The sequence below is a fragment of the Burkholderia cepacia GG4 genome (genome assembly GCF_000292915.1).
Lineage (GTDB): Bacteria > Pseudomonadota > Gammaproteobacteria > Burkholderiales > Burkholderiaceae > Burkholderia > Burkholderia cepacia_D.
Window position 1 is genome coordinate 368,614 of sequence record NC_018514.1, and the last position, 20,870, is coordinate 389,483.

20 protein-coding genes are annotated in these 20,870 nt (G+C 68.5%); 13 read left to right on the top strand and 7 right to left on the bottom strand.

What is annotated here, in order from left to right:
• Nucleotides 1-109 precede the first annotated feature (109 nt).
• Complete coding sequence (locus GEM_RS17420) at nt 110-1,486, bottom strand: ATP-binding protein (RefSeq protein WP_014898680.1); 1,377 nt, start codon at nt 1,484-1,486, stop codon at nt 110-112.
• Nucleotides 1,483-2,145, bottom strand: coding sequence for a response regulator (locus GEM_RS17425; protein ID WP_041490723.1), 663 nt, complete (start codon nt 2,143-2,145; stop codon nt 1,483-1,485). Before GEM_RS17425 ends, GEM_RS17420 begins: the two co-directional genes overlap by 4 nt.
• A gap of 226 nt (nt 2,146-2,371) precedes the next feature.
• On the opposite strand from GEM_RS17425, the gene GEM_RS17430 reads away from it, so the two are divergent.
• The 6 genes from GEM_RS17430 to GEM_RS17455 all read left to right on the top strand — a co-directional run bounded on the left by GEM_RS17430 (nt 2,372) and on the right by GEM_RS17455 (nt 7,044).
• A complete protein-coding gene (locus GEM_RS17430) occupies nt 2,372-2,725 on the top strand; it encodes a YgiW/YdeI family stress tolerance OB fold protein (RefSeq protein WP_014898682.1) in 354 nt (117 codons plus the stop codon).
• A gap of 55 nt (nt 2,726-2,780) precedes the next feature.
• Nucleotides 2,781-3,641 (top strand): MurR/RpiR family transcriptional regulator, encoded by an 861-nt coding sequence (locus GEM_RS17435; RefSeq protein ID WP_014898683.1) that lies wholly within the window; start codon nt 2,781-2,783, stop codon nt 3,639-3,641.
• Between the two features lie 63 nt (nt 3,642-3,704).
• Nucleotides 3,705-4,130 carry a GNAT family N-acetyltransferase gene (locus GEM_RS17440; RefSeq protein ID WP_014898684.1) on the top strand — a complete coding sequence of 142 codons (426 nt, stop codon included), beginning with the start codon at nt 3,705-3,707 and terminating at the stop codon, nt 4,128-4,130.
• 126 nt (nt 4,131-4,256) lie between these two features.
• The gene (locus tag GEM_RS17445; protein ID WP_014898685.1) at nt 4,257-5,117 is read left to right on the top strand and encodes an isocitrate lyase/PEP mutase family protein; all 861 of its coding nucleotides are present in this window, start codon (nt 4,257-4,259) and stop codon (nt 5,115-5,117) included.
• Between the two features lie 333 nt (nt 5,118-5,450).
• Nucleotides 5,451-5,717 (top strand): YodC family protein, encoded by a 267-nt coding sequence (locus GEM_RS17450; RefSeq protein WP_014898686.1) that lies wholly within the window; start codon nt 5,451-5,453, stop codon nt 5,715-5,717.
• 145 nt (nt 5,718-5,862) lie between these two features.
• The gene (locus GEM_RS17455) at nt 5,863-7,044 is read left to right on the top strand and encodes a cytochrome P450 (RefSeq protein WP_014898687.1); all 1,182 of its coding nucleotides are present in this window, start codon (nt 5,863-5,865) and stop codon (nt 7,042-7,044) included.
• A gap of 15 nt (nt 7,045-7,059) precedes the next feature.
• On the opposite strand, the gene GEM_RS17460 is transcribed toward GEM_RS17455, so the two are convergent.
• Together GEM_RS17460 and GEM_RS17465 are read right to left on the bottom strand one after the other, a co-directional pair.
• A complete protein-coding gene (locus GEM_RS17460; RefSeq protein WP_014898688.1) occupies nt 7,060-7,386 on the bottom strand; it encodes a superinfection immunity protein in 327 nt (108 codons plus the stop codon).
• 90 nt (nt 7,387-7,476) lie between these two features.
• Entirely contained in the window at nt 7,477-7,896 is a 420-nt protein-coding gene (locus GEM_RS17465) for a rhodanese-like domain-containing protein (RefSeq protein WP_014898689.1), read from the bottom strand.
• Between the two features lie 111 nt (nt 7,897-8,007).
• Here GEM_RS17465 and ftrA point away from each other — a divergent pair, with 111 nt between their 5' ends.
• Both ftrA and GEM_RS17475 read left to right on the top strand, forming a co-directional pair.
• Nucleotides 8,008-8,982: a transcriptional regulator FtrA gene (gene ftrA / locus GEM_RS17470; protein WP_014898690.1), complete on the top strand. Its 975-nt coding sequence runs from the start codon at nt 8,008-8,010 to the stop codon at nt 8,980-8,982.
• A gap of 178 nt (nt 8,983-9,160) precedes the next feature.
• Nucleotides 9,161-10,015, top strand: a complete 855-nt coding sequence (locus tag GEM_RS17475) for a hypothetical protein (protein ID WP_014898691.1) — start codon at nt 9,161-9,163, stop codon at nt 10,013-10,015.
• A gap of 69 nt (nt 10,016-10,084) precedes the next feature.
• On the opposite strand, the gene GEM_RS17480 is transcribed toward GEM_RS17475, so the two are convergent.
• Together GEM_RS17480 and adiC are read right to left on the bottom strand one after the other, a co-directional pair.
• Nucleotides 10,085-12,424, bottom strand: a complete 2,340-nt coding sequence (locus GEM_RS17480; protein ID WP_014898692.1) for an Orn/Lys/Arg decarboxylase N-terminal domain-containing protein — start codon at nt 12,422-12,424, stop codon at nt 10,085-10,087.
• Between the two features lie 3 nt (nt 12,425-12,427).
• Nucleotides 12,428-13,960, bottom strand: a complete 1,533-nt coding sequence (gene adiC, locus GEM_RS17485; RefSeq protein ID WP_014898693.1) for an arginine/agmatine antiporter — start codon at nt 13,958-13,960, stop codon at nt 12,428-12,430.
• Between the two features lie 431 nt (nt 13,961-14,391).
• On the opposite strand from adiC, the gene GEM_RS17490 reads away from it, so the two are divergent.
• The 5 genes from GEM_RS17490 to GEM_RS17510 all read left to right on the top strand — a co-directional run bounded on the left by GEM_RS17490 (nt 14,392) and on the right by GEM_RS17510 (nt 19,776).
• On the top strand, nt 14,392-15,462 hold the full coding sequence (locus GEM_RS17490; RefSeq protein WP_041490724.1) for an NAD(P)H-dependent flavin oxidoreductase: 1,071 nt from the start codon (nt 14,392-14,394) through the stop codon (nt 15,460-15,462).
• A 129-nt stretch (nt 15,463-15,591) separates the two neighbouring features.
• Entirely contained in the window at nt 15,592-17,046 is a 1,455-nt protein-coding gene (locus tag GEM_RS17495; protein WP_014898695.1) for a M20 family metallopeptidase, read from the top strand.
• 60 nt (nt 17,047-17,106) lie between these two features.
• Nucleotides 17,107-18,216, top strand: coding sequence for a malate/lactate/ureidoglycolate dehydrogenase (locus GEM_RS17500; protein ID WP_014898696.1), 1,110 nt, complete (start codon nt 17,107-17,109; stop codon nt 18,214-18,216).
• A gap of 31 nt (nt 18,217-18,247) precedes the next feature.
• Entirely contained in the window at nt 18,248-18,895 is a 648-nt protein-coding gene (locus GEM_RS17505; protein ID WP_014898697.1) for a TfoX/Sxy family protein, read from the top strand.
• 302 nt (nt 18,896-19,197) lie between these two features.
• Nucleotides 19,198-19,776: an NnrU family protein gene (locus GEM_RS17510; RefSeq protein ID WP_014898698.1), complete on the top strand. Its 579-nt coding sequence runs from the start codon at nt 19,198-19,200 to the stop codon at nt 19,774-19,776.
• A gap of 142 nt (nt 19,777-19,918) precedes the next feature.
• On the opposite strand, the gene GEM_RS17515 is transcribed toward GEM_RS17510, so the two are convergent.
• Entirely contained in the window at nt 19,919-20,656 is a 738-nt protein-coding gene (locus GEM_RS17515; protein WP_014898699.1) for a sulfite exporter TauE/SafE family protein, read from the bottom strand.
• Nucleotides 20,657-20,870 lie beyond the last annotated feature (214 nt).

Genomic DNA, 20,870 nt, shown 5'->3' on the forward strand with positions numbered 1-20,870 from the left:
TGCGCACGTCTTCCAAACCCTTTCCGATCAATGGTTTGCTGCCGTTAGCGGCGGGTTGTCCACAAGCTTGCCAACACAATCTGTGGACAAGCCGCCTGCCCGGCGCGCGTCAGCCCGCTGCGGGAAACCGCACTGTCACGGTCAGCCCGCGGCCGCCTTGCGTCGTGCCGAGCGCGACCGTCGCGCGATGCTGCTCGGCGATGCGCTTGACGATCGACAGCCCGAGCCCGCTCCCCGACGACGTGACCGCCTGCGCGCCTTCGCCGCGATAGAAGCGCTCCCATACGTCCGTGCGCTCGGCTTCCGGAATGCCGGGGCCGTCGTCGGCAACTTCGAGCACGGGCGTCGCGCCGTCGAGGCGCGCGGACACGTCGACGCGCGCGCCGTCGCCCGCATAGCGGATCGCATTGTCGACGAGGTTGTTCAGCAGCACACGCAGCGTGTCCAGATTGCCCGCGGCCATCACGGGCGACGACACGATCGCGCCGAGATCGATCCGGTGCGCGTCCGCGACGCGCGTGCGGTCGGCCACCACCGAGCGGCACAGCGCGGCGAGATCGACGGGCGTGGCGGTCGATGCGGATGCCTGCGCATCGGGTTCGAGACGCGCGAGCGTCAGCAGCTGTTCGGCGAGGTGGCCGAGGCGGGTCGTGCCCGCGTGGATCTGCGCGAGTATCCGTTCGCGTTCGTCGGACGTCGACGCGCGCCGCAGCAGTTGCGACTGGATCGACAGCCCCATGATCGGCGTGCGCAGTTCGTGCGCGGCATCGGCGATGAAGTGGCGCTGCAGCGTGAACGAGCGGTCGAGGCGCGCGAGCAGGTCGTTGATCGCTTCGGCGAGCGGGCGGACCTCGTTCGGCATCGAGGCGACGTCGACAGGTTCGAGATTGTTCGCATTCCTGCGCTTCAGGCCGGATGCGATCGTGCGCAGCGGCCGCAGCCCCGCGCCGATGCCGAACCACAGCCCGATCGCGAGCAGCGGCAGCATCGAGAACACCGGCCACAGCAGGTGCACCGCGATGCCCGCGATCGCTTCCCAGCGCGCATGGCGCGCCTGCGCGAGGCGGATCGTCGTGCCGCCACGTTCGGTCACATAAGTGCGCCACGGCTGGCCGCCGACGTCGACGCTCGCGACGCCGGTTTGGGCGGGCGGCGGCAGCGACGATTTGCGATCGGTCGAATAGACCAGCGTGCCGTTGCGCCAGACCTGCAGCAGCACGGCGTCGGGGTCGCTGGCCTCGAAGTCGTGCTTGCCGTCGCCGTGGTTACGGAACGACAGCTCGCCGTTCGGGCCGACCACGATTTGCTTTGACATGCTGCGCATCTGGTCGTCGAGCAGATCGTCGAGTTCGCGCAGCGCGCCCCAGTAGGTGCCCGCGCTCGCGACCAGCCCGATCACGCAGGCGGCGGGCAGCAGCCACATCAGCAGGCGCCGCCGCAGCGACGCGCTGCGCCAGCGCGCGATCGCGTGTTGCAGGCCCGTCATGCGCCGTCACCGATCCGGTAGCCGACGCCGCGCACCGTACGGATCATGTCGTGGCCGAGCTTCTTGCGCAGGTTGTGGATATGCACCTGCACCGCGTTGCTTTCGATTTCCTCGCCCCAACTGTACAGCCGTTCCTCGAACTGTTCGCGCGAAATCACCGCGCCGGGGTCGCGCATCAGTTCGTGCAGCAGCACGAATTCCTTCGGCGACAGCGTGACTTCGTCGTCGTTCAGCCAGACCACGTGCTTGACGGGATCGAGCCGCAGCGGGCCGATCGCGAGCGTCGTTTGCGCGCGCCCCGCATGGCGGCGGTTGACCGCGCGAATGCGGGCGAGCAGTTCCTCGAGCACGAACGGTTTGACGAGGTAATCGTCGGCGCCGCTGTCGAGGCCGGCGATGCGGTCCGGCACGCCGTCGCGCGCGGTGATGATGATCGCGGGCAGGGTCTCGTCGCGGCGGCGCAGCGACGCGAGCACCGACAGGCCGTCGCGGTTCGGCAGCCCGAGGTCGAGCAGCAGCAGGCCGTAGCTGGTCGAGCGCAGCGCGAGCGACGCGGCGTCGCCGTCCTTCACCCAGTCGACCGCGAAGCCTTCCTGTTTTAGGCCCTGTTCGAGCCCGCTGCCGATCAGCGGATCGTCCTCGACGAGCAGTACGCGCATGGATTGGTGTCTGGTGGTGGGCACGAGCGCCCGGGGTTCCCATGATAAGCGCAGGTGTCTTAGGGCGAGCTTAAAGAACGGCGGTCGGCCGCGCATTCATGCGTGTCCAATGCGGGACCGTGTCGCTTCGGCACGGCCTTCAGGTTTGCTTAATCTTACGGTCCGTAATCTTGGGCTGTCGCGTGCTACGGGGCGCGGCGCCCTATTGAAGAAGAGGAACGCAAACATGAAACACCTGGCCAGAATCCTGACGGTCGCGCTCGCAGTGCTGCCTGCCGCCGTCTACGCGCAATACACCGGGCCGTCCGCGCTCGCGACGACGACCGTGAAGGAACTCCTCGCGAACGGCAAGGACGATCAGCACGTGCAGTTGCAGGGGCGCATCGTCAAGCGCATGGGCGGCGAGGACTACACGTTCGCCGACGCGACGGGCACGATCCTCGTCGAGATCGACCACAAGCTGTGGGCCGCCGGCCAGCCCGTCAACGACAAGAACGAAGTGAAGGTGACCGGCGAATTCGAGCGCAAATGGTCGGGCCGTGTGAAGGTCGACGCCGACCACGTCGAAGTGGTGCGCTGACCGGTGCGGACGGGGCCGGTGATACCATGGACGACCGGTTCCCGTTCTCACCAAGATGGCTGCCAATTTCGATGAACTCGCGTCCCGGATCCGGGCGCAATTTTCCGAACTGAGTCCGCAATTCCAGGCGGGCGCTGCATTTCTGCTCGATCATCCCGACGAGGTCGCCACGTCGTCGATGCGCAAGGTCGCGCAGCGCGCGCAGGTTCAACCCGCGTCGCTCGTGCGGCTCGCGCAGCAATTCGGTTTCCCCGGCTGGAACGAGCTGCGCGACCTGTGCGTCGCGCGCGTGCGCACGCGTCCCGAGCCGCTCACGCAACGGGCGCGCTCGCTCGTGCGGCCCGACGCGAAAGCGTCGCTCGCGCATGACCTGCTTGCCGCACAGCAGCACAATCTCGCCGCGACCGCCGCGCAGAACGAGCACGCGCTCGCGGATGCCGCGAAGCTGATCCGCAAGGCATCGCACGTGCACGTCGCGGGGTTCCGGTCGTGCTATCCGGTCGCGTTCGGTTTCGTGTACGGCTACCGTCTGTTCCGGCCGACCGTGTCGCTGCTCAACGGCGTCGCGGGCTCGCTCGAGATGGAGCTGCGCACGATCGCGAAGCAGAGCGTGACCGTGGTCGTCAGCTTCGCGCCGTATTCGGCGGAAGCGACCCGCGTCGCGCAGGCCGCGAAGGCGCAGGGCAGCAAGATCGTCGCGATCACCGACAGCGCGGTGTCGCCGATCGCGTTGCACGCGGACGCGCAGCTGATCTTCACGCACGACAGTCCGTCGTTCTTTCCGTCGCTGGTCGCCGCGCATGCGATGGCCGAAGCGCTGGTCGCGCAGTTGCTGGCGCTCGAAGGCAGCGACGCGATCGCGGCGCTCGAGCGCACCGAAGCGGAGCTGCATGCGAAGGGTGCGTATGTCGTGTAGCCGCGCGCTGCTTCGACCTTCCATCCGTCCTCCCGCCATGGACGACTTGATCCGAGCCATCCGATGACGTTTACCTATGACGTGACCGACGCGGGCGACGCGAACGTCCGCAAGCAGATCGCGGCGCCGCTCGTCCGGTTCAACGAAAGCCAGGCCGGCCCGCACGATTTTCGGCCGCTGGCCGTGCGCGTGACCGATGCCGACGGCGCCGTCGTCGGCGGCCTGTGGGGCAGCACGGCGTTCGGCTGGCTGCATGTCGACCTGCTCGTCGTGCCCGAGGCGGCGCGCGGCCAGGGCGCCGGCACGCGCATCATGGATCTCGCCGAAGCGGAAGCGGTCGCGCGCGGTTGCCATAGCGCGTGGCTCGACACGTTCGACTTCCAGGCGCGGCCGTTCTACGAGAAACGCGGTTATGTCCGCTTCGGTGAACTGCCGGACTACGCGACGGGGCATACGCGCATTTTCCTGACGAAGCAGCTCGGTTCCTGAGCGGCATGACCGGCGGCGCGCCGCGCGCGCGAGGTGCCGACATCGACATCGACATTTCACCGCATCCCGAACCGTCGCGGTGCCGGACGCGCGTATGCTGGCGTCTCCAATCCCGAGGAGACCGCGATGTCCGATTCCGACGTTCAGTTCCGCCAGGCCGAAGCTTTCCGCGCGCTGCACGTGCGCCCCGGTGCCTTCATCATCCCGAACCCGTGGGATGCCGGCTCGGCCCGGCTGCTCGCGATGGCCGGCTTCGACGCGCTCGCCACCACGAGCGCCGGCTTCGCGTATTCGAAAGGGCGGCCCGACAACGCGATCGGCCGTGACGAGATGCTCGGCCACATCGCCGAGATTGTCGCCGCGGGCGGCCTGCCGGTGAGTGCCGATCTCGAGAACGGCTTCGGCGACGCGCCCGAGACGGTCGCCGAGACGATCCGGCTGGCGGCCGGCGCCGGCGCGGTGGGCGGCTCGATCGAGGATGCGACCGGCCGCGCCGACGCGCCGATCTATCCGCACGACGCGGCGGTCGAACGCATCGCGGCGGCGGTCGACGCGGCACGTGCGCTGCCGTTCCCGTTCACGCTGACCGCGCGTTGCGAAAACTACCTGCACGGCCGCCACGACCTCGCCGACACGATCGCGCGGCTGGTCGCGTATCGCGACGCGGGCGCCGACGTGCTGTACGCGCCGGGCCTGACCGATCCCGACCACATCGCGGCAGTCACGCGCGCGGTGGACGGGCCGGTCAACGTCGTGATGGGGCTGCAGGGCGGGCTGCTGAGCGCCGATGCGCTCGCGGCGCTCGGCGTGAAGCGCATCAGCGTCGGCGCCGCACTGGCGCGGACCGCGTTCGGCGCGTTCCTGCGCGGCGCGATGGAAATGGCGCGCGACGGTACGTTCACGTTCGCGCAAGCGGCGCTGTCGGGGCGCGATCTCGATCGCTGGTTTTCGGCGCCGGACAATCCGCACGTTCCGTTTGAACAATGAGCGCTGAAAAAACGTGGGAACGTTTCCAGCCGAAAACTGATTGACAGTAATCAACCGAAAGCGCCGTCGATTTAAAGTCCGATGACGGCGAGAAATACATCGTTTATTCTCCGCATTCCGGCTTTTCGACCGGAACCGGCGCGCAAGCCGCGCCGGTTCTGGCTCAGTTGCCCGCCAAGCGTATCGATCCCGCGTATTGTTGCATTTTCAAGACCGATAATTCGGGGTTATCGCGAGTTGCCGATTATTTTTTTAATGGGTAATCTTCGGCACCGTCAAACGACCGCGTCGGCAGGCTGCCGGAAAATGAATATATAGAATGTCGAGAGTGCGATGACGATCCGGGAAAATCACTGCAGTGGCTTTCGTGTCGGCGATGTCGTGACGCTGAAAACAGGCGGGCCGCGCATGACGGTCACCTATGCCGGGCCGGTTGTGTTCGACGATGCCGACTGGCTGATCTGCCAGTGGTTCGACGACAGCGGCCACTTCCGGCAGGAAATGTTTCATCACGAGACGGTGGTACCCGAACCGCGCGCGATTTCCGCCGGGCGCGTCCGCGTGCGCATGCAGGGGCACCGTTACCGTTCCGCGGCCTGAGGCCGGCACGCCTGTCACGGCTTGGCGCCGCCCGGCGCCCGCAGGTTGCTGCAACGCAGCAGTCCGTCTTGCCCGCATCGCCCGCACAGCGACATTTCACGTCACCCCGAAACATGCGGCGGCCCTGAGCGCCGATACTGCACGCATGAACCCGACCGATCCGATTGCCGCGGTGACGCACCGCGATCCCTATCCTTACTACGCGACGCTCGTCGACGGGCCGCCGCTCGCGTTCGACGCCACGCTCGGCCTGTGGGTCACGAGCCGCGCGGCGAGCGTGACGGCCGTGCTCGGCCACCCGGCGTGCCGCGTCCGGCCGCTCGACGCGCCGGTGCCGCCCGCGTTGCGCGGCACGACGGCCGGCGCGCTGTTCGGCGAGCTGGTGCGCATGAACGATGGCGCGCTGCGGCACGACGTACCGAAGCAGGCGTTGCGTGCCGCATTTGCGCCGATCGACGCGGACGCGTTGCGCGAGCGTGCCGCGCAGCTCGCCGGCCGCCGGCTGCGCGCGCCATACGACGCCGCTGCGCTGAACGCGTGGTGCCTGACGGTGCCGGTTTGCGCAGTCGCCGATCTGCTCGGCTTCGACGATGCGCAGCTCGACCCTATCGCCGGGCTGGTCGTCGATTTCGTCGCCGCGCTGTCGCCGCTGTCGGACGCCGCCGCGCTGGCCAGGGCGAGCGACGGCGCGCGCCAGTTGCTCGACCGGATGACGGAACGCGTCGCGCACACACGTGCGCAGGACGGTTCACTGGTCGCCGCGATTCAGCAGGCGGCGCGCGCCGCGGGCTGGCAGGCGAGCGGCGCGCTGGTCGCGAATCTCGTCGGCTTGCTGTCGCAGACGTGCGAGGCGACGGCCGCGTGGCTTGGCAATGCGCTGGTGGCGTGGGATGGCACGACGGCCGACGGCGCGGGTGCCGAACGCGCGATGCCGGATGCGGCCGCGCTCGATGCATTCGTCGCCGAGGTCGGCCGATTCGACGCGCCGGTGCAGAACACGCGCCGCTTCGTCGCGTCGCGCACGACGATCGAAGGCGTGACCGTCGAAGCCGGCGCGGCCATCCTGGTCGTGCTCGCCGCGGCGAACCGCGACCCGGCCGTGCATCGCGAGCCGCAGCGGCTGCTGCCGGGCCGTGCGCCGGGGCCGAACTTCGGGTTCGGCACGGGGCCGCACGGCTGCCCGGGCGAGCGGATCGCGCGGGCGGTGACGGCGGGGGCGTTCGGGGCGTGGTTGCGCGCGGGCGGCGGACCGTCGCGCGACAGGCTGGTGTGGGACTACCGCGCGTCGACCAACGTCAGGATGCCGAAGTTCGTCGCGGGGAGGTAAGCGGTACAGCGGGACTTAGCGGCAACCTTGCTTCTCCGCCCATTGCTCCTGGGCGGCGACGCGGCGCTGCACGCGTTCGACGAGACCGGTCGAGAAGGTCCGCATGCTGATGCCGCGGCGCTTCGCGAGGATGGTTTGCGCGACGTCGGTTTGCGGGTTCGGCTGGCATGCCCAGTAAAGGGTCATCAGCCAGCCGATGCCCGTCCACGCGAACAGGGCGTTGAACATGGCGATCGTCAGCTTGTCGTGCCGGCCGCGCCGGTCGGCGACGATGGCCGGAAGAAAATAGAGCGCGATCGCTGCGACCGAACCGGCCATCTGAATCAGGACTGCGTGTTGCATGTTGCTGCTCCATCCGAACTGCAATGGAGCCGATTGTCGCGCTTTTTCCGTTCGTGTGCTGGCAATTGATTGTTGCGTTTTTAATGACGATCAGCGCGTGCCGACGTCCTCCGGCCGCACTTCGTTGCTCAGCGCGAAACCTTCGTCGAGCCAGCCGGTGACGCCGCCGATCATCAGCTTCACCGGGCGGCCGAGCCGCGCGAGCCGGATCGCTGCGCGCGCGGCGCCGTTGCAGTGCGGGCCCGCGCAGTAGACGACGAACAGCGTGTCGGCTGGATAGTCGGCGAGCTTGCCGGCGACGATCTTGCGGTGCGGCAGGTTGCGCGCGCCGGGCGCGTGGCCGGCGGCAAACTGCTCCGGACTCCGGACGTCGAGCAGCACGAAATCGGGCGTGCCGGACGCGAGCGCGTCGTGCACGTCCCAGCAGTCGGTTTCGAATTGCAGCGACACTTCGAAGTGCGCGAGGGCGGCGGCGCTGTCGGCGGCGGGGACGTCGGTGACATAAGACATGAGAAGCGCTCCTGAAGGATGGCGCGGAATGCGCCGGAATGAAGGGCAGTATCGCGGTTCGGCAGCTTTCGCGGCAGTGGCGTGATCGACAAGTTCCGGTAACATCGCGCCATGCACAATCATCTCGTCGTCGCGCTCGCCTACGATCGCCTCTGCACCTTCGAATTCGGCTGCGTGGTCGAACTGTTCGCGCTTGAACGTCCGGAACTCGGCGTCGACTGGTATCGCTTCGCGGTCTGCGCGAGCGAGCCGGGGCCCGTGCGCGCGGCGGGCGGCATCACGGTCGCCGCGCCGTACCGGCTCGCGATGCTCGATCGCGCGGACACCATCGTGATTCCCGGCTGGCGCGATCCGGACGAACTGCCACCCGAACCGTTGCTGAAGAAGCTGCGTGCCGCGCATCGTCGCGGCGCGCGGCTCTGTTCGATCTGCTCGGGCGTGTTCGTGCTCGCGGCGGCCGGCGTGCTCGACGGGCTGACCGTGACGACCCACTGGCGTTATGCGGAGCGCCTGCAGGCGCGCTATCCGGCGCTGCGCGTGAATCCCGACGCGCTCTACGTCGACGAAGGGCAGGTCATCACGTCGGCCGGCTCGGCGGCGGGGCTCGACATGCTGCTGCATCTCGTGCGCCGCGATCATGGCGGCGCGATCGCGAACCGCGTCGCGCAGCGCCTCGTGCTGCCGCCGCATCGCGACGGCGGCCAGGCGCAGTTCGTGCCGCGCCCGGTGGCGCCCGGCGGCAGCGACCGGCTCGCGAAGCTGATCGACTGGATGCGCGCGCACGCGGCCGAGCCGCACACGCTCGCGTCGCTGGCCGCGCAGGCCGCGATGAGCACGCGCACGCTGCAGCGGCAGTTCGCGGATGCGACGGGGATGTCGCCGCTCGCGTGGCTGATCCGCGAGCGCGTGAATGTCGCGAAGGACACGCTCGAGGCGCATCCCGGGTTGTCGCTTGCGCAGGTGGCCGCACGCGCGGGGTTCGGCTCCGAGGAATCGCTGCGCCGGCACTTCCGGCGCGTCGCGGCGACGAGTCCGGCCGCATACCGGCGCGGGATGGATCGCGGCGTCAGGCCGCCGGACGCCTGAGCGTCACATTGCCTCGTCACGGCGGCGCCCGGCCGTCGTTCCCTGATTCTTGTCCCGCTGACTTCAAGCGTGCGTAAGATGGCGGTCGCCGTGCGGTGACCCGCTCCACGCGTGCCGCGCATGTCGCGCCGCTGCAGGAAGCCGCCATTCCTTCATCACAACGACAAGGAACAACACCATGGGCCTGCTGGGAAAGCTGTTCGGAAAGAAACCGCGTGACGAAGCGGCATCGCCTGCGGCTTCGACCGAAGCGTCACGCGCATCGGCAGCATCGGAAGCACCCGAAGCACCCGAAGCACCCGAAGCACCCGAAGCACCCGAAGCACCCGAAGCACCCGAAGCACCCGAAGCACCCGAAGCACCCGAAGCACCCGAAGCACCCGAAGCACCCGAAGCACCCGAAGCTGCCGGGCAGAACGGCCCCGACATCGCACCCGAACTCGCGCCCGCGCTGAAGGCTTTCCAGGCGGGCCGGCACGACGCCGCGATCGCGGCTGCCGCGCCGCACGCGGAGCGGCTGGCCGATGCGGCACGCCTGTGCGCGCTGTCGTACTCGGCGATGAAGCGTTACCAGGAGGCGTTTCCATACTGGCTCGCGCTGTTCGACCACGAGCCGAGCGCGCACAATGCAGTGCAGCTCGCGACGACCTCGGTGATGTGCGACGAAGTGGAGCGCGGCGAAGCGTGGATGCAGAAGGCCGCCGAGGTCAATCACGACACGCACGAGCAGTCTGACGTCGCCGCGCGCGTGAACTTCATTTCTGCGCTGATGCAAAGCGGCCATTCGCGTGAAGCGCTGCCGCATCTCGCGTGGGTGCGCGACGTGTACGGCCATGTGCGCATCACCGATTCGACCTTCCTCTACATGCGCGGCATTCCGTTCTTTTCGGCGTTCCTCTCGAATAGTTTCGAGATCCTGAAGGCCACCCAGCCGGTCGACGCAATCGCGCCGTGGTACAGCGAACTGAAGGGAAAGCTCGACGAAGAAGGCGAAGCCCAGCTTGCCGCGTGGGTTGGCCAGTTGTCGGCGTAACCGGCGTAATCGACTTTAGCATCGCGACGCCGGCCGCACGTCGGCGGCGCGGCGTCGCGATGCACATGCTCAGCGCGTGTTGGTGTCGCGCACGGTTGCCTTGATGCACGCGATCCGGTACACGCCGTCCTCGACTTCGACGCCGTGCGTATCGTGCGTGAAGCCGGGGAAGCGCAGGTCGTACTGCTCGAGCGCCTTCAGGTAGCCGAGCAGCGGCCCGTCGGCCGGCCCCGCGTTCTCGCCGGGCATCAGCAGCGGAATGCCGGGCGGATAGGGCACGACGCCCGTCGCGACGGTGCGGCCTTCCATCTCCGCCAGCTCCAGCATCTCGATGTCGTTGTGTACGAGATGCTCGAACGCCTCGGCCGGGCTGAAGTCGGGCTGCGGCAGCGTCGAGAAGCCGCGCGACATCATCTCGGTCGTCTTCAGGTCGCTCATCGCGCTGAACATCAGGTCGCACAGATCACGCAGGCCGAGCTTGCCGTAGCGGTCCGGATAGCGTGCGACGAGTTCCGGCAGCGCCTGTTCGAGCGGTGCGTTCGCATCGTAGTCGCGCTTGAAGTCGAGCAGCGTGTTGACGAGCGTGCCCCACTTGCCCTTCGTCACGCCGAGCGAGAACAGGAACAGGATCGTGAAGTCGGTCGTCTTCTCGACGACGATCCCGTGCCGGTCCAGGTACGCGGTGACGACCGTCGCCGGAATGCCGACCGGCATCAGCCCGCCGTGCGGCGCGACGCCCGGCGTGACGATCGACACCTTGATCGGATCGAGCATGCAGTAGTCGTCCTCGATCTCGCCGAAGCCGTGCCACGTGTCGCCCGGATGCAGCACCCAGCATGACGGATCGCTGACCAGCAGCGTCTCGTCCGCTTCATGGAAGCGCACGCGCCGGCCCGTCTTGCGATCGACGACGGTGTCCGGCTGCCAGCCGTTGAAAAACCAGTCGTCGTTTTCCTCGCATTCCGCATGCAGGCGCGCGAGCATCCGGCGGAACGACACGGCCTCGCGGATCGCGTCGGTTGTCAGCGCCTCGCCGCCGGGGCCGTCCATCATCGCGGCGCTCACGTCGTTCGACGCGATGATCGCGTAGTTCGGCGAGGTCGACGCATGCATCATGTACGCCTCGTTGAAGCGCGCATGCTCGATCGGGTTGCGGCCGTCGCGGACATGGATGAACGACGCCTGCGACAGCGCGGCGAGCAGCTTGTGGGTCGACTGCGTCGCGAACACGGTCGGCTTGCTCGCGTCGTGCTGCGACGGATCGCCGTGCATCGCGTGGCGATCGCGGTAGATCGGGTTGAAGCGCGCATAGCCGTACCAGGCTTCGTCGAAATGCAGCCGGTCGACGCTCTGGCCGAGCAGTTCCTCGACGCGCGCGACGTTGTAGCAGAGGCCGTCGTACGTCGAGTTCGTGATTAGCGCATGCACCGGCGTCGGATCGATGCCGGCGCGGCCGCGCACCAGCGGGTTCGCGTCGACCGCGAGGCGCACCGCGGCGGCCGTGAGCCGCTCCGGCATGATCGGCCCGATGATCCCGTAATGGTTGCGCGACGGGATCAGGTAGGTCGGAATCGCGCCGGACATCGTCATCGCGTGCTCGGCCGACTTGTGGCAGTTGCGGTCGCACAGCGCGACCTGGTTGCGCGTGACGCTCGCCATCAGGATCACGCGGTTCGACATCGACGAGCCGTTCGTCACGTGATACGTGCGGTGCGCGCCGAACACGCGCGCCGCGTAGCGTTCGCTTTCGCCGATCGGGCCGGAGTGGTCGAGCAGCGAGCCGAGTTCGCCGACCGAGATCGACAGGTCGGAGCGGAACAGCGCCTCGCCGAAGAATTCGAAGTACGCACGGCCGACCGGCGATTTCAGGAACGCGGTGCCGCCCGTGTGGCCCGGCGTGTGCCACGAGTATTCGTACACGCGCGAGAACTGTGCGAGTGCGCGGAACATCGGCGGCAGCACGGTCTCGCGGTAGCGCTCGATCGCGGCGACGATCCGGCCGCCGATGAACGCGGTGGTGTCCTCCAGCATCCAGATGAAGTCGTCGGCCTTGCGCATCGCGTCGACCGGAATCGCGGCCGCGCTCGCGCGGCTCGCGAGCAGGAACACCGGCACCGTCGCATTGCGCGCGCGCATCGCGTCGAGCACGGCCTGCGCGGGCGCATGATCGGGCGCGTTGCCGAGTTCCCAGTTGAGCAGCAGGCACTGGATCGCGGGATCGGCGTCGACTACCGCGCGTGCGTCTTCGGCGGACGTCGCGATCACGACGTCGACGAGCCGCGTGCGCAACTCTTCGGCGAGCGCGGTGGCTGCGCGTCCGGTGGCCGTGCGTTCGTCGATGTCGTGCTGCACGAGCAGCGCCTTCATGCCGAGGCGGCGGAACGCCGGTTGGGTCAAGGAAGCGGTCATCTGTTATTCCCCCGTTTGTTGAGTTGCCGGGACGCTGGTGGCAGCAGCCGGCGAGCGTGCGTGAAGGAGGTCGGCCTGGTGTTGGCCCACGGAGATCCAGAAGGTCGCGACGAGCGCGACGATGGTGATGCCGAGCGCCAGATAGCGCACCCAGCGCGGCGAACGGCCGCCCGGATGGATGTGGGTTTCCTCGATTTCGCGCTGGCGGTTGATCGACAGCTCGTAGAACACGATCGTCGCGATCACGAAGATCAGCGACCAGCGCGTCTGCTGGCCGTCGGAGCCGACCATCGCCCACAGCGCGTAGACGGCGCCGATCAGGCCGACGATCGTGTAGAAGGTGAACTGGTGCGACGGCATCTTGCCGTAGCCGAGCACCTTGATCGCGATGCACGAGTAGATGTACGGCAACAGCGTCATGATCACGGCGATCGATGCGATCTTGCCGAACTGCTCGCTCGCGCTCGGCGACATCGTCGCGAGCACCTGCACCGACATGATGACCGCGACGATCGCGAGGCCGGCCGACGGCACGTTCTTCGAGTTGACGCGTGCGAACACGCCGGCGAACAGCCCGTCGTCGGCCGCGGCCTTCGCGGTCTGGCCGACCAGCAACGTCCAGCCCGCGAGCGAGCCGAGGCAGCCGAGCGCCGCGCAGATCGCGACCGCGTTCGCGGCGGTGTCGCCGAGCGCGAGACGTGCGGCATCCGCGAACGGCGCGCTCGACGCGAGCAGCGCCTTGTTCGGGATCATCCCCATGATCACGGTCGAGCTGAGCACGTAGCAGACGGCCGCGAGCACGACGCCGCCGACGGTCGCGATCGGCACGTTGCGCGACGGATTCTCGACGACGCCGGCCGACACCGACGCGCTCTCGACCCCGATGAACGCCCACAGCGTGAAGTTCAGCGTCGCGCCGATCGCGCTGAAGCTGCTCGCGCCCGACACGTTCCAGCCGGCGAAGTACACGTCCTTGCTGAACCAGAACCAGCCGAACACGGCCATCCCGAGGATCGGCACGAGCGCGAAGATCGTCGTGACCGACTGCACGCGGCCGACCACGTTCGGCCCGAGGATGTTCGCGTAGGTGAACAGCCAGATCACGAAGATCTGCGCGAGCGCGAACACGAGCGGGTCGTGCAGGACCGGGAAGAAGTGCGTGAGATAGCCGAGGCCGGCGACCGCGAGGCCGACGTTGCCGAGCACGTTCGCGAGCCAGTAGATCAGGTTGGTCTGGTAGCCGATATACGGGCCGAACGACTTGCGCGCGTACGCATACGGGCCGCCGGCGGCCGGGTCGATCGCCGCGAGCTTCGCGAACACCAGCGCGAGCGACACGGCGCCGACCACGGTGATCAGCCAGCCGAAGATCGCGATGCCGCCGGTGGCGGCGAGGTTCGCGGGCAGCATGAAGACGCCGGAGCCCATCATATTGCCCGCGACCATCAGCGTGGCGGGGATGACGCCGATTTTCGGCGAGGCGGTCGCGGATGGCGCGGCGGCGGAACGGGAGGAGGACGAGCTGGCATCGGACATGCGAGGCTCCTTGAATGGACGTGATGCGGTTGAGGTGGCGCGGCCCGGCGCCGGTCGACGATTCCGGAATGGATCGTCGTTTTATTGAACGCGCTCATGTTATCTCGTTAATCGATTTTGGTAATGGTAAACGATGAAATTTAATGAGTTAAATGTTGATGGATGTCATTGAAATGAGCGGATCGGTGTGTTGGTGCGGGGGGCGGGGCGTCGTGGCACGGCTGACGGGGGTTTGCGGCGATTGCGCCAGAAAATCAGAATCGGCCGGGCCGAGGCTGGGAGATAATCCGTATTTTTGCCGAATCGGTTAACTCATTTCGTGATGTAAATAATGCGGTCGTTTGTGCTCGAATTTGTCGGTTATTATTTGACGCATTAAATGTGAAAGTGCGTCGCCGATGCGCATGACGATTCTTTCGTTCCGAGGGGTGATGTCGATGCTGCCTTCCCGTTTGCCGCTGATCCAGGCTCCGATGGTCGGTTCGCTGAGCACGCTTGCAATTGCCGTCTGCGAAGCGGGCGGGCTCGGCTCGCTCGCATGCGCGGCGCTTGGCCCGCAGCAATTGCGCGACGAGATCGCGGCGATTCGCGCGCGCACGCCGGCGCCGTTCAATGTCAACTTCTTCTGTCATTCGCCGCCCGCGCCTGACGCCGAGGTCGACGTGCGCTGGCGCGCGGCGCTTGCCGGCTACTACGCGGAAGCCGGGCTCGATCCGGCGGACGTGAAAAGCGGCGCCGGTCGCGCACCGTTCGACGACGCGGCGTGCGCGGTCGTCGAGGAACTGCGGCCGGCCGTCGTGAGTTTTCATTTCGGGTTGCCGGACGACGGGCTTCTGGCGCGCGTGCGTCGCACCGGGGCGCAGGTCGTGTCGTCGGCGACGACCGTCGAGGAGGCGCGCTGGCTCGATGCGCGCGGCATCGATGCGATCGTCGCGCAGGGCGCCGAGGCAGGCGGGCATCGCGGGATGTTCCTGACCGACGACATCCATGCGCAGCCGGGCCTGTTTGCGCTGCTGCCGCAGATCGTCGACGCGGTGCGCGCGCCGGTGATCGCCGCAGGCGCGATCGCGGACGGCCGCGGCATCGCGGCCGCGTTCGCGCTCGGCGCACGCGCGGTGCAGATCGGCACCGGCTACTTGCTGACGCCCCAGGCCGGCCGCTCGGCGCAGCATCGCGCGGCGGTGCGGGCCGCACGCGACGACGGTACGCGCGTGACCAACCTCTACACGGGCCGCCCCGCACGCGGCCTGCTGACGCGCTTCATGCGCGAGCAGGGGCCGATGAGCGCGCTTGCGCCCGAGTTCCCCCTCGCGACGGCCGCCGTCGATCCGCTGCGCGGCGCGTTCGAGCGGCAGGGGCGCGACGATTTCTCGCTGCTGTGGTCGGGCGAGGCCGCGGCGCTTGCGCGGGACGAGGATGCCGGGGCGCTGACCCGGCGCCTGTGGGATGACGCGATGGCGTGCGCGGCGGGGCTGCGCGACGCATTCCCGCCGGCCGTTTGAGCGGGCGCGCAAAGCGGGACGGGAAACGGGCCCGAAAGGCCCCTGAAAACCGCCGCCGAAAGGGCCCCGGGGCCGGGGTCATCGGCGTATCATCCGGTTTTTCGTCAGCCCTATCCAGGCACCCCCACCATGAACTCCGTCGACACTACCCCCGTCCTCGACCATGACAAGCTCGTTACCTTCGTCGAGCGCAAGTGGAACGATGAAATCCTCCACGCACTGACCGATTACATCGCGATCCCCGCGAAGAGTCCCGCATTCGACCCCGACTGGGCGAAACGCGGGTATCTCGAGCGGGTCGTCACCGATGCCGCGCAGTGGGCCGAACGCCAGCCGGTCAAAGGCCTGAAGCTCGAGATCGTGCGTCTGCCCGGCCGCACGCCGGTGATCTTCTTCGAAACGCCGGCGACGCGCTCGGGCAGCACCGACACGATCCTGCTGTACGGCCACCTCGACAAGCAGCCCGAATTCGACGGCTGGCGCGCGGACCTCGGCCCGTGGACGCCGAAGTTCGAGAACGGCAAGCTGTACGGACGCGGCGGCGCGGACGACGGCTACGCGATCTACGCAAGCCTCGCGGCGCTCGGCGCGCTCGACGAGCAGGGCGTCGAACGGCCGCGCTGCGTCGGCCTGATCGAGACCTGCGAGGAGTCGGGCAGCTACGACCTGCTGCCGTACGTCGACGCGCTGCGCGACCGGCTCGGTCAGGTATCGCTCGTCGTGTGTCTCGATTCGGGCGCCGGCAACTACGACCAGATGTGGCTCACCACGTCGCTGCGCGGGCTGGTGTCCGGCGACCTGCAGGTCGAGGTGCTCGAAGAGGGCCTGCATTCGGGCGTCTACGGCGGCATCGCGCCGTCGAGCTTCCGCGTGATGCGCCAGCTGTTCGAGCGTCTCGAGGATGCGAAGAACGGCAACCTGCTGCCGGGCGTGTTCCATTGCGAGATTCCGTCGAGCCGGGTGCGCGAAGCCGACGCGGCCGCCGCGATTCTCGGCGACACGGTGTGGAAGGGGCTGCCGTGGGCGTGCGGCATGGACGGCAAGCCGGTGCTGCCGACCACGACCGATCCGCGCGAGGCGTTGCTGAATTCGACCTGGCGTCCGTCGTTGTCGGTGACGGGCGCGGCCGGCCTGCCGGCGCTCGCCGACGCGGGCAACGTGCTGCGTCCGCGCACCGCCTTCAAGCTGTCGCTGCGCCTGCCGCCGCTCGTCGACGCCGCGCAGGCCGTGCAGCAGCTGAAGGAACTGCTCGAACTCGACCCGCCGTACAACGCGAAGGTCACGTTCAAGCCTGACGCGGGCGCCGCGACCGGCTGGAGCGCGCCCGATCTCGCGCCGTGGCTCGCGTCGTCGCTCGACGCCGCGTCGCGTCGCCACTTCGGCGCGGACTGCGCGTACATGGGCCTCGGCGGCACGATCCCGCTGATGAACGTGCTGCAGGCCGGCTTCCCGTCCGCGCAGTTCATGGTGTGCGGCGTGCTCGGGCCGAAGTCGAATGCGCACGGCCCGAACGAGTTCCTGCACGTGCCGTACGCGAAGAAGCTGACCGCGGCGGTGGCGGACGTGATCGCGTCCGCGCGCTGAGCGTGGTTGCTGCCCGTCCCGACCTGACCGGATCCCGCCTGACTTGACGGAGCCTTGCCGATGACCGCGCTGCCGACACCCGATACCGAACCGCTGCGCATGCGCGCCGAACCGCTGCACGCGTTCGTCGCGGCACTCTGGGAACGGGCCGGCAGCAGCGAGCGCGAGGCACGGCTCGTCGCCGATCACCTGGTCGGCGCGAATCTCGCGGGTCACGATTCGCACGGGATCGGGATGATCCCGAACTACGTCGCGTCGTGGCGGGAAGGGCAGTTGCAGTTGAACGGGCACGCGTCGATCGTCCGCGACAGCGGCGCGGTGCTGACGGTCGACGGCGGGCGCGGCTTCGGCCAGGTGATCGCGTTCGAGGCGATGGTCGAAGGGATCGAGCGTGCACGGCGCATGGGCATCTGCGCGATCGGGCTGCGCGACGTCCATCACCTCGGCCGCATCGGGCACTGGGCCGAGCAATGCGCGCGCTCGGGGCTGGTGTCGTTCCATTTCGTCAACGTGCCGGGCGATCTGCTGGTCGCGCCGCTGCACGGCACCGATCCGCGTTTCGGCACGAATCCGTTCTGCGCCGCGTATCCGCGCGCGGGCCGGCCGCCGCTGCTGCTCGATTTCGCGACGAGCGCGATCGCGTACGGCAAGACGCGGGTGGCGTATAACCAGGGCAAGCGCGTGCCGGCCGGGTCGCTGATCGACCATCGCGGCCAGCCGACCGACGATCCGGCGGTGATGCACGAGCAGCCGTTCGGCTCGCTGCTGCCGTTCGGGCTGCACAAGGGCTATGCGCTGGCCGCGATGTGCGAAATTTTCGGCGGCGCGCTGGTCGGCGGGCATACGACCTACGGCGACACGCTGCAGAAGACGAGCGCGATCGTCAACGGGATGCTGTCGGTGCTGATCGATCCGAACGCGTTCGATGCGGCCGACGCGGAGCGCGAGGCCGATGCGTTCGTCGCATGGGCGAAGGCGTCGCCGCAGGCGGGCGATGCGCCGGTGCGGATGCCCGGCGAGCCGGAGGAGGCGAGCCGGGCCGCGCGCGGCGCGGACGGCATTCCGGTCGATCGTGCGACGTGGCGGCAGATCCGCGACAGCGCGGCGGCCATCGGTTTCGACGACGCGGAACTGGAGCTGTGGACGCAACGCTGTAGCGGCGCTGCCTGACGGCCCGCGGACGAGGGCGAGGGCACAAGCGATGAGCTGGCAGGCGGACAAGGCGCACGGCGACGAGATCGCCTACCAGATCGCGAGCCTCGGCCGGGTCGAGGTCACGCGGTTCTTCAGCGGCGCGGCGATGCGGCTCGACGGCGTGATGTTCGGGTTTATCGCGCGCGGATCGCTGTTCCTGCGTGTCGACGACGTGAACCGGCCCGCGTTCGTCGCGGCGGGGATGGGGCCGTTTTCGTATGCGGGGCGCACGCGTACCGTTGCGCTTGAAGGCTATTACGAAACGCCGGCTGACGTGCTCGAGGACGCGGGCGCGCTGTTCGACTGGTGCCGCGGCGCGTACCGGGCGGCGTTGCTGGCGGGTGCGCCGAAACGCAAGGCGAAATTGAAAGCGGCGCGGGAACCGGCTTCGGGAGCGGCGTCGAAGCCGGCGGCGCAGCGCAAGACGAAGGCTGTGTCGAAACCGGCGCAAGCGCCGGAATCCGGAGCGGCGTCGCAACGCAAGGCGAACGCGAAAACGGCGCTGCGGCCGGTTTCGGAACCGGGATCGGCTGCTGCGCCGCAACCGGTCCCGAAACGGAGCGCGAAGCCGGTACCGAAAACGGAACCGAAGCCGGCGCCGAAACCTGCTTCGAAGCCGGCCACGAAATCCGCACCGAAGCGCAAGCAGGCGTAGCATTGGCCGCGCGCTGCCGCGCTGCCGCGCTGCCGCGCTGTCCGTTGTCCTCTGTTTCCGACTCACCGATCGCCGGGTGATGCGCGTGATGCACGCCGCGCGCACCGAAACACGAAAGCATCAACCCTGCCGCGCCTGACATGCCTCATGCTTCACAACGGCGGCTGCGGCGTTTATGATCGGCGCGGATCGCGTCCGCGTCTGGCGCGACCCGCGCCGGCCGTGACGCCGGCCCCGCGAACGGTGCATTGAACGCCGCGCGGCATGCCTTCCCCACTCATCGTTCCAGACGGAGACAACCGATGCTCGTCCTGATTCTCGGTTTAGCGATCTTCCTCGGTGTGCACTCGATCCGGATCGTGGCCGACGGCTGGCGCACCGCGATGATCGCGCGCGTTGGCGAGAAGGGCTGGAAGGCGGGCTATTCGATCGCGTCGATCATCGGCTTCGTGCTGATCATCCGCGGCTACGGGGTCGCGCGCGAGAACGCGACGCTCCTGTGGATGTCGCCCGTCGGCGTGCGCCACCTGACGGGCATGCTGACTGCGGTCGCGTTCGTGCTGATCGCCGCGTCGTACGTACCGCGCAACCGGATCAAGACGCTCGCCGGGCATCCGATGGTGGCCGGCGTGATGGTGTGGGCGGTCGCGCACCTGCTCGTCAACGGCACGATGCACGCGGCCGTGCTGTTCGGCGCGTTCTTCGTGTGGTCGCTCGTCCAGTTCATCGTGTCGCGCACGCGCGATCGCCGCGATGGCGTTCGCTATCCGGCCGGCCGCCTGTCGGGCGACGTCATCGCCGTCGCGGCCGGACTCATCGTGTGGGCGGTATTCGCGCTGTTGCTGCACGGACCGCTGATCGGCGTGCGACCGTTCGGTTGAACGGGCACGCCTGCCAGGCTTGAGGAGCGGGGCCGCAAGTCGCGCCCCGCACCCGCGAATCCGAAAGACGTCTTGCGGTTCGCTCATCAATTGCCGTCGCGGCGGCGGCATGCGTGCCGCGCCGTCGGCCGCTGCGCGCGCGTCAGATCGGCTTGACGAACAGGCCGACGGTGAGGGCGGCCCCGATGCAGACGATCGCGATCCGCAGCACGCGCTCGTTCACGCGGTGCAGCGCCCACGCGCCGAGCAGGCCGCCGACGATCGCGCCGCCGCCGAGCGCGATGGCCTCGCGCCAGTGCAGGTGCGGCGAGCTCAGGAACAGCACGACCGCCGACGCGTTCATCACACCCGCGAGCGCGTTCTTGGTCGACATCGCGTGACGCGGCGACAGGCCTGCCATCGTCAGCGCGGCCATCATCAGGAACCCGATGCCGCCGCCGAAGTAGCCGCCGTAGATCGCGATCAGGAACTGCGAGATCGCGGCCGTGACGGGGCCGAGATGCTGCGTGCCCGCGCCGGGCTTGCGGAAGAAGCTGCCCCACGCGAACACGACCGTCGCGAACAGCACGAGCCACGGCACGAGGTGCGAGAAGATCGACGACGGGGTCTTCAGCAGCAGCAGGCCGCCGAGTGCGCCGCCGACCACGCTGATCGCGAACAGCGCGCGAAACGACAGCTTGCCCGCGCCGCGCACCATGTTGCGGCTTGCCCAGCCGGTCGTGACCTGGCCGGGGAACAGCGCGACCGTCGACGTGATGTTCGCCGCGAGCGGCGACATCCCGGATACGATCAGCGCGGGCAGCGTGACGAACGAGCCGCCGCCCGCGAGGGCGTTCTGCAGGCCGGCCCACAGGCCGGCGAGGATGATGAGGGCGAGCATCGGTGCGGGAGCGGAGAGGTGGCGGGGCGCGCAGGCCGGAGGCGGGCACGCGCGGCGGTGGCCCGATGGTAATGCAGGATCGCGGTGGCGCAAAGCGGGGCAAGCGCGGGGGCTACGGACGTGCGTGACCGGCAGCCTGCGGCCGGTCGAGGGGCGGCGTTGCTTGCGGCGTTGCGCCAGCACGCGACGAAGCGACGAAGCGACGAAGCGACGA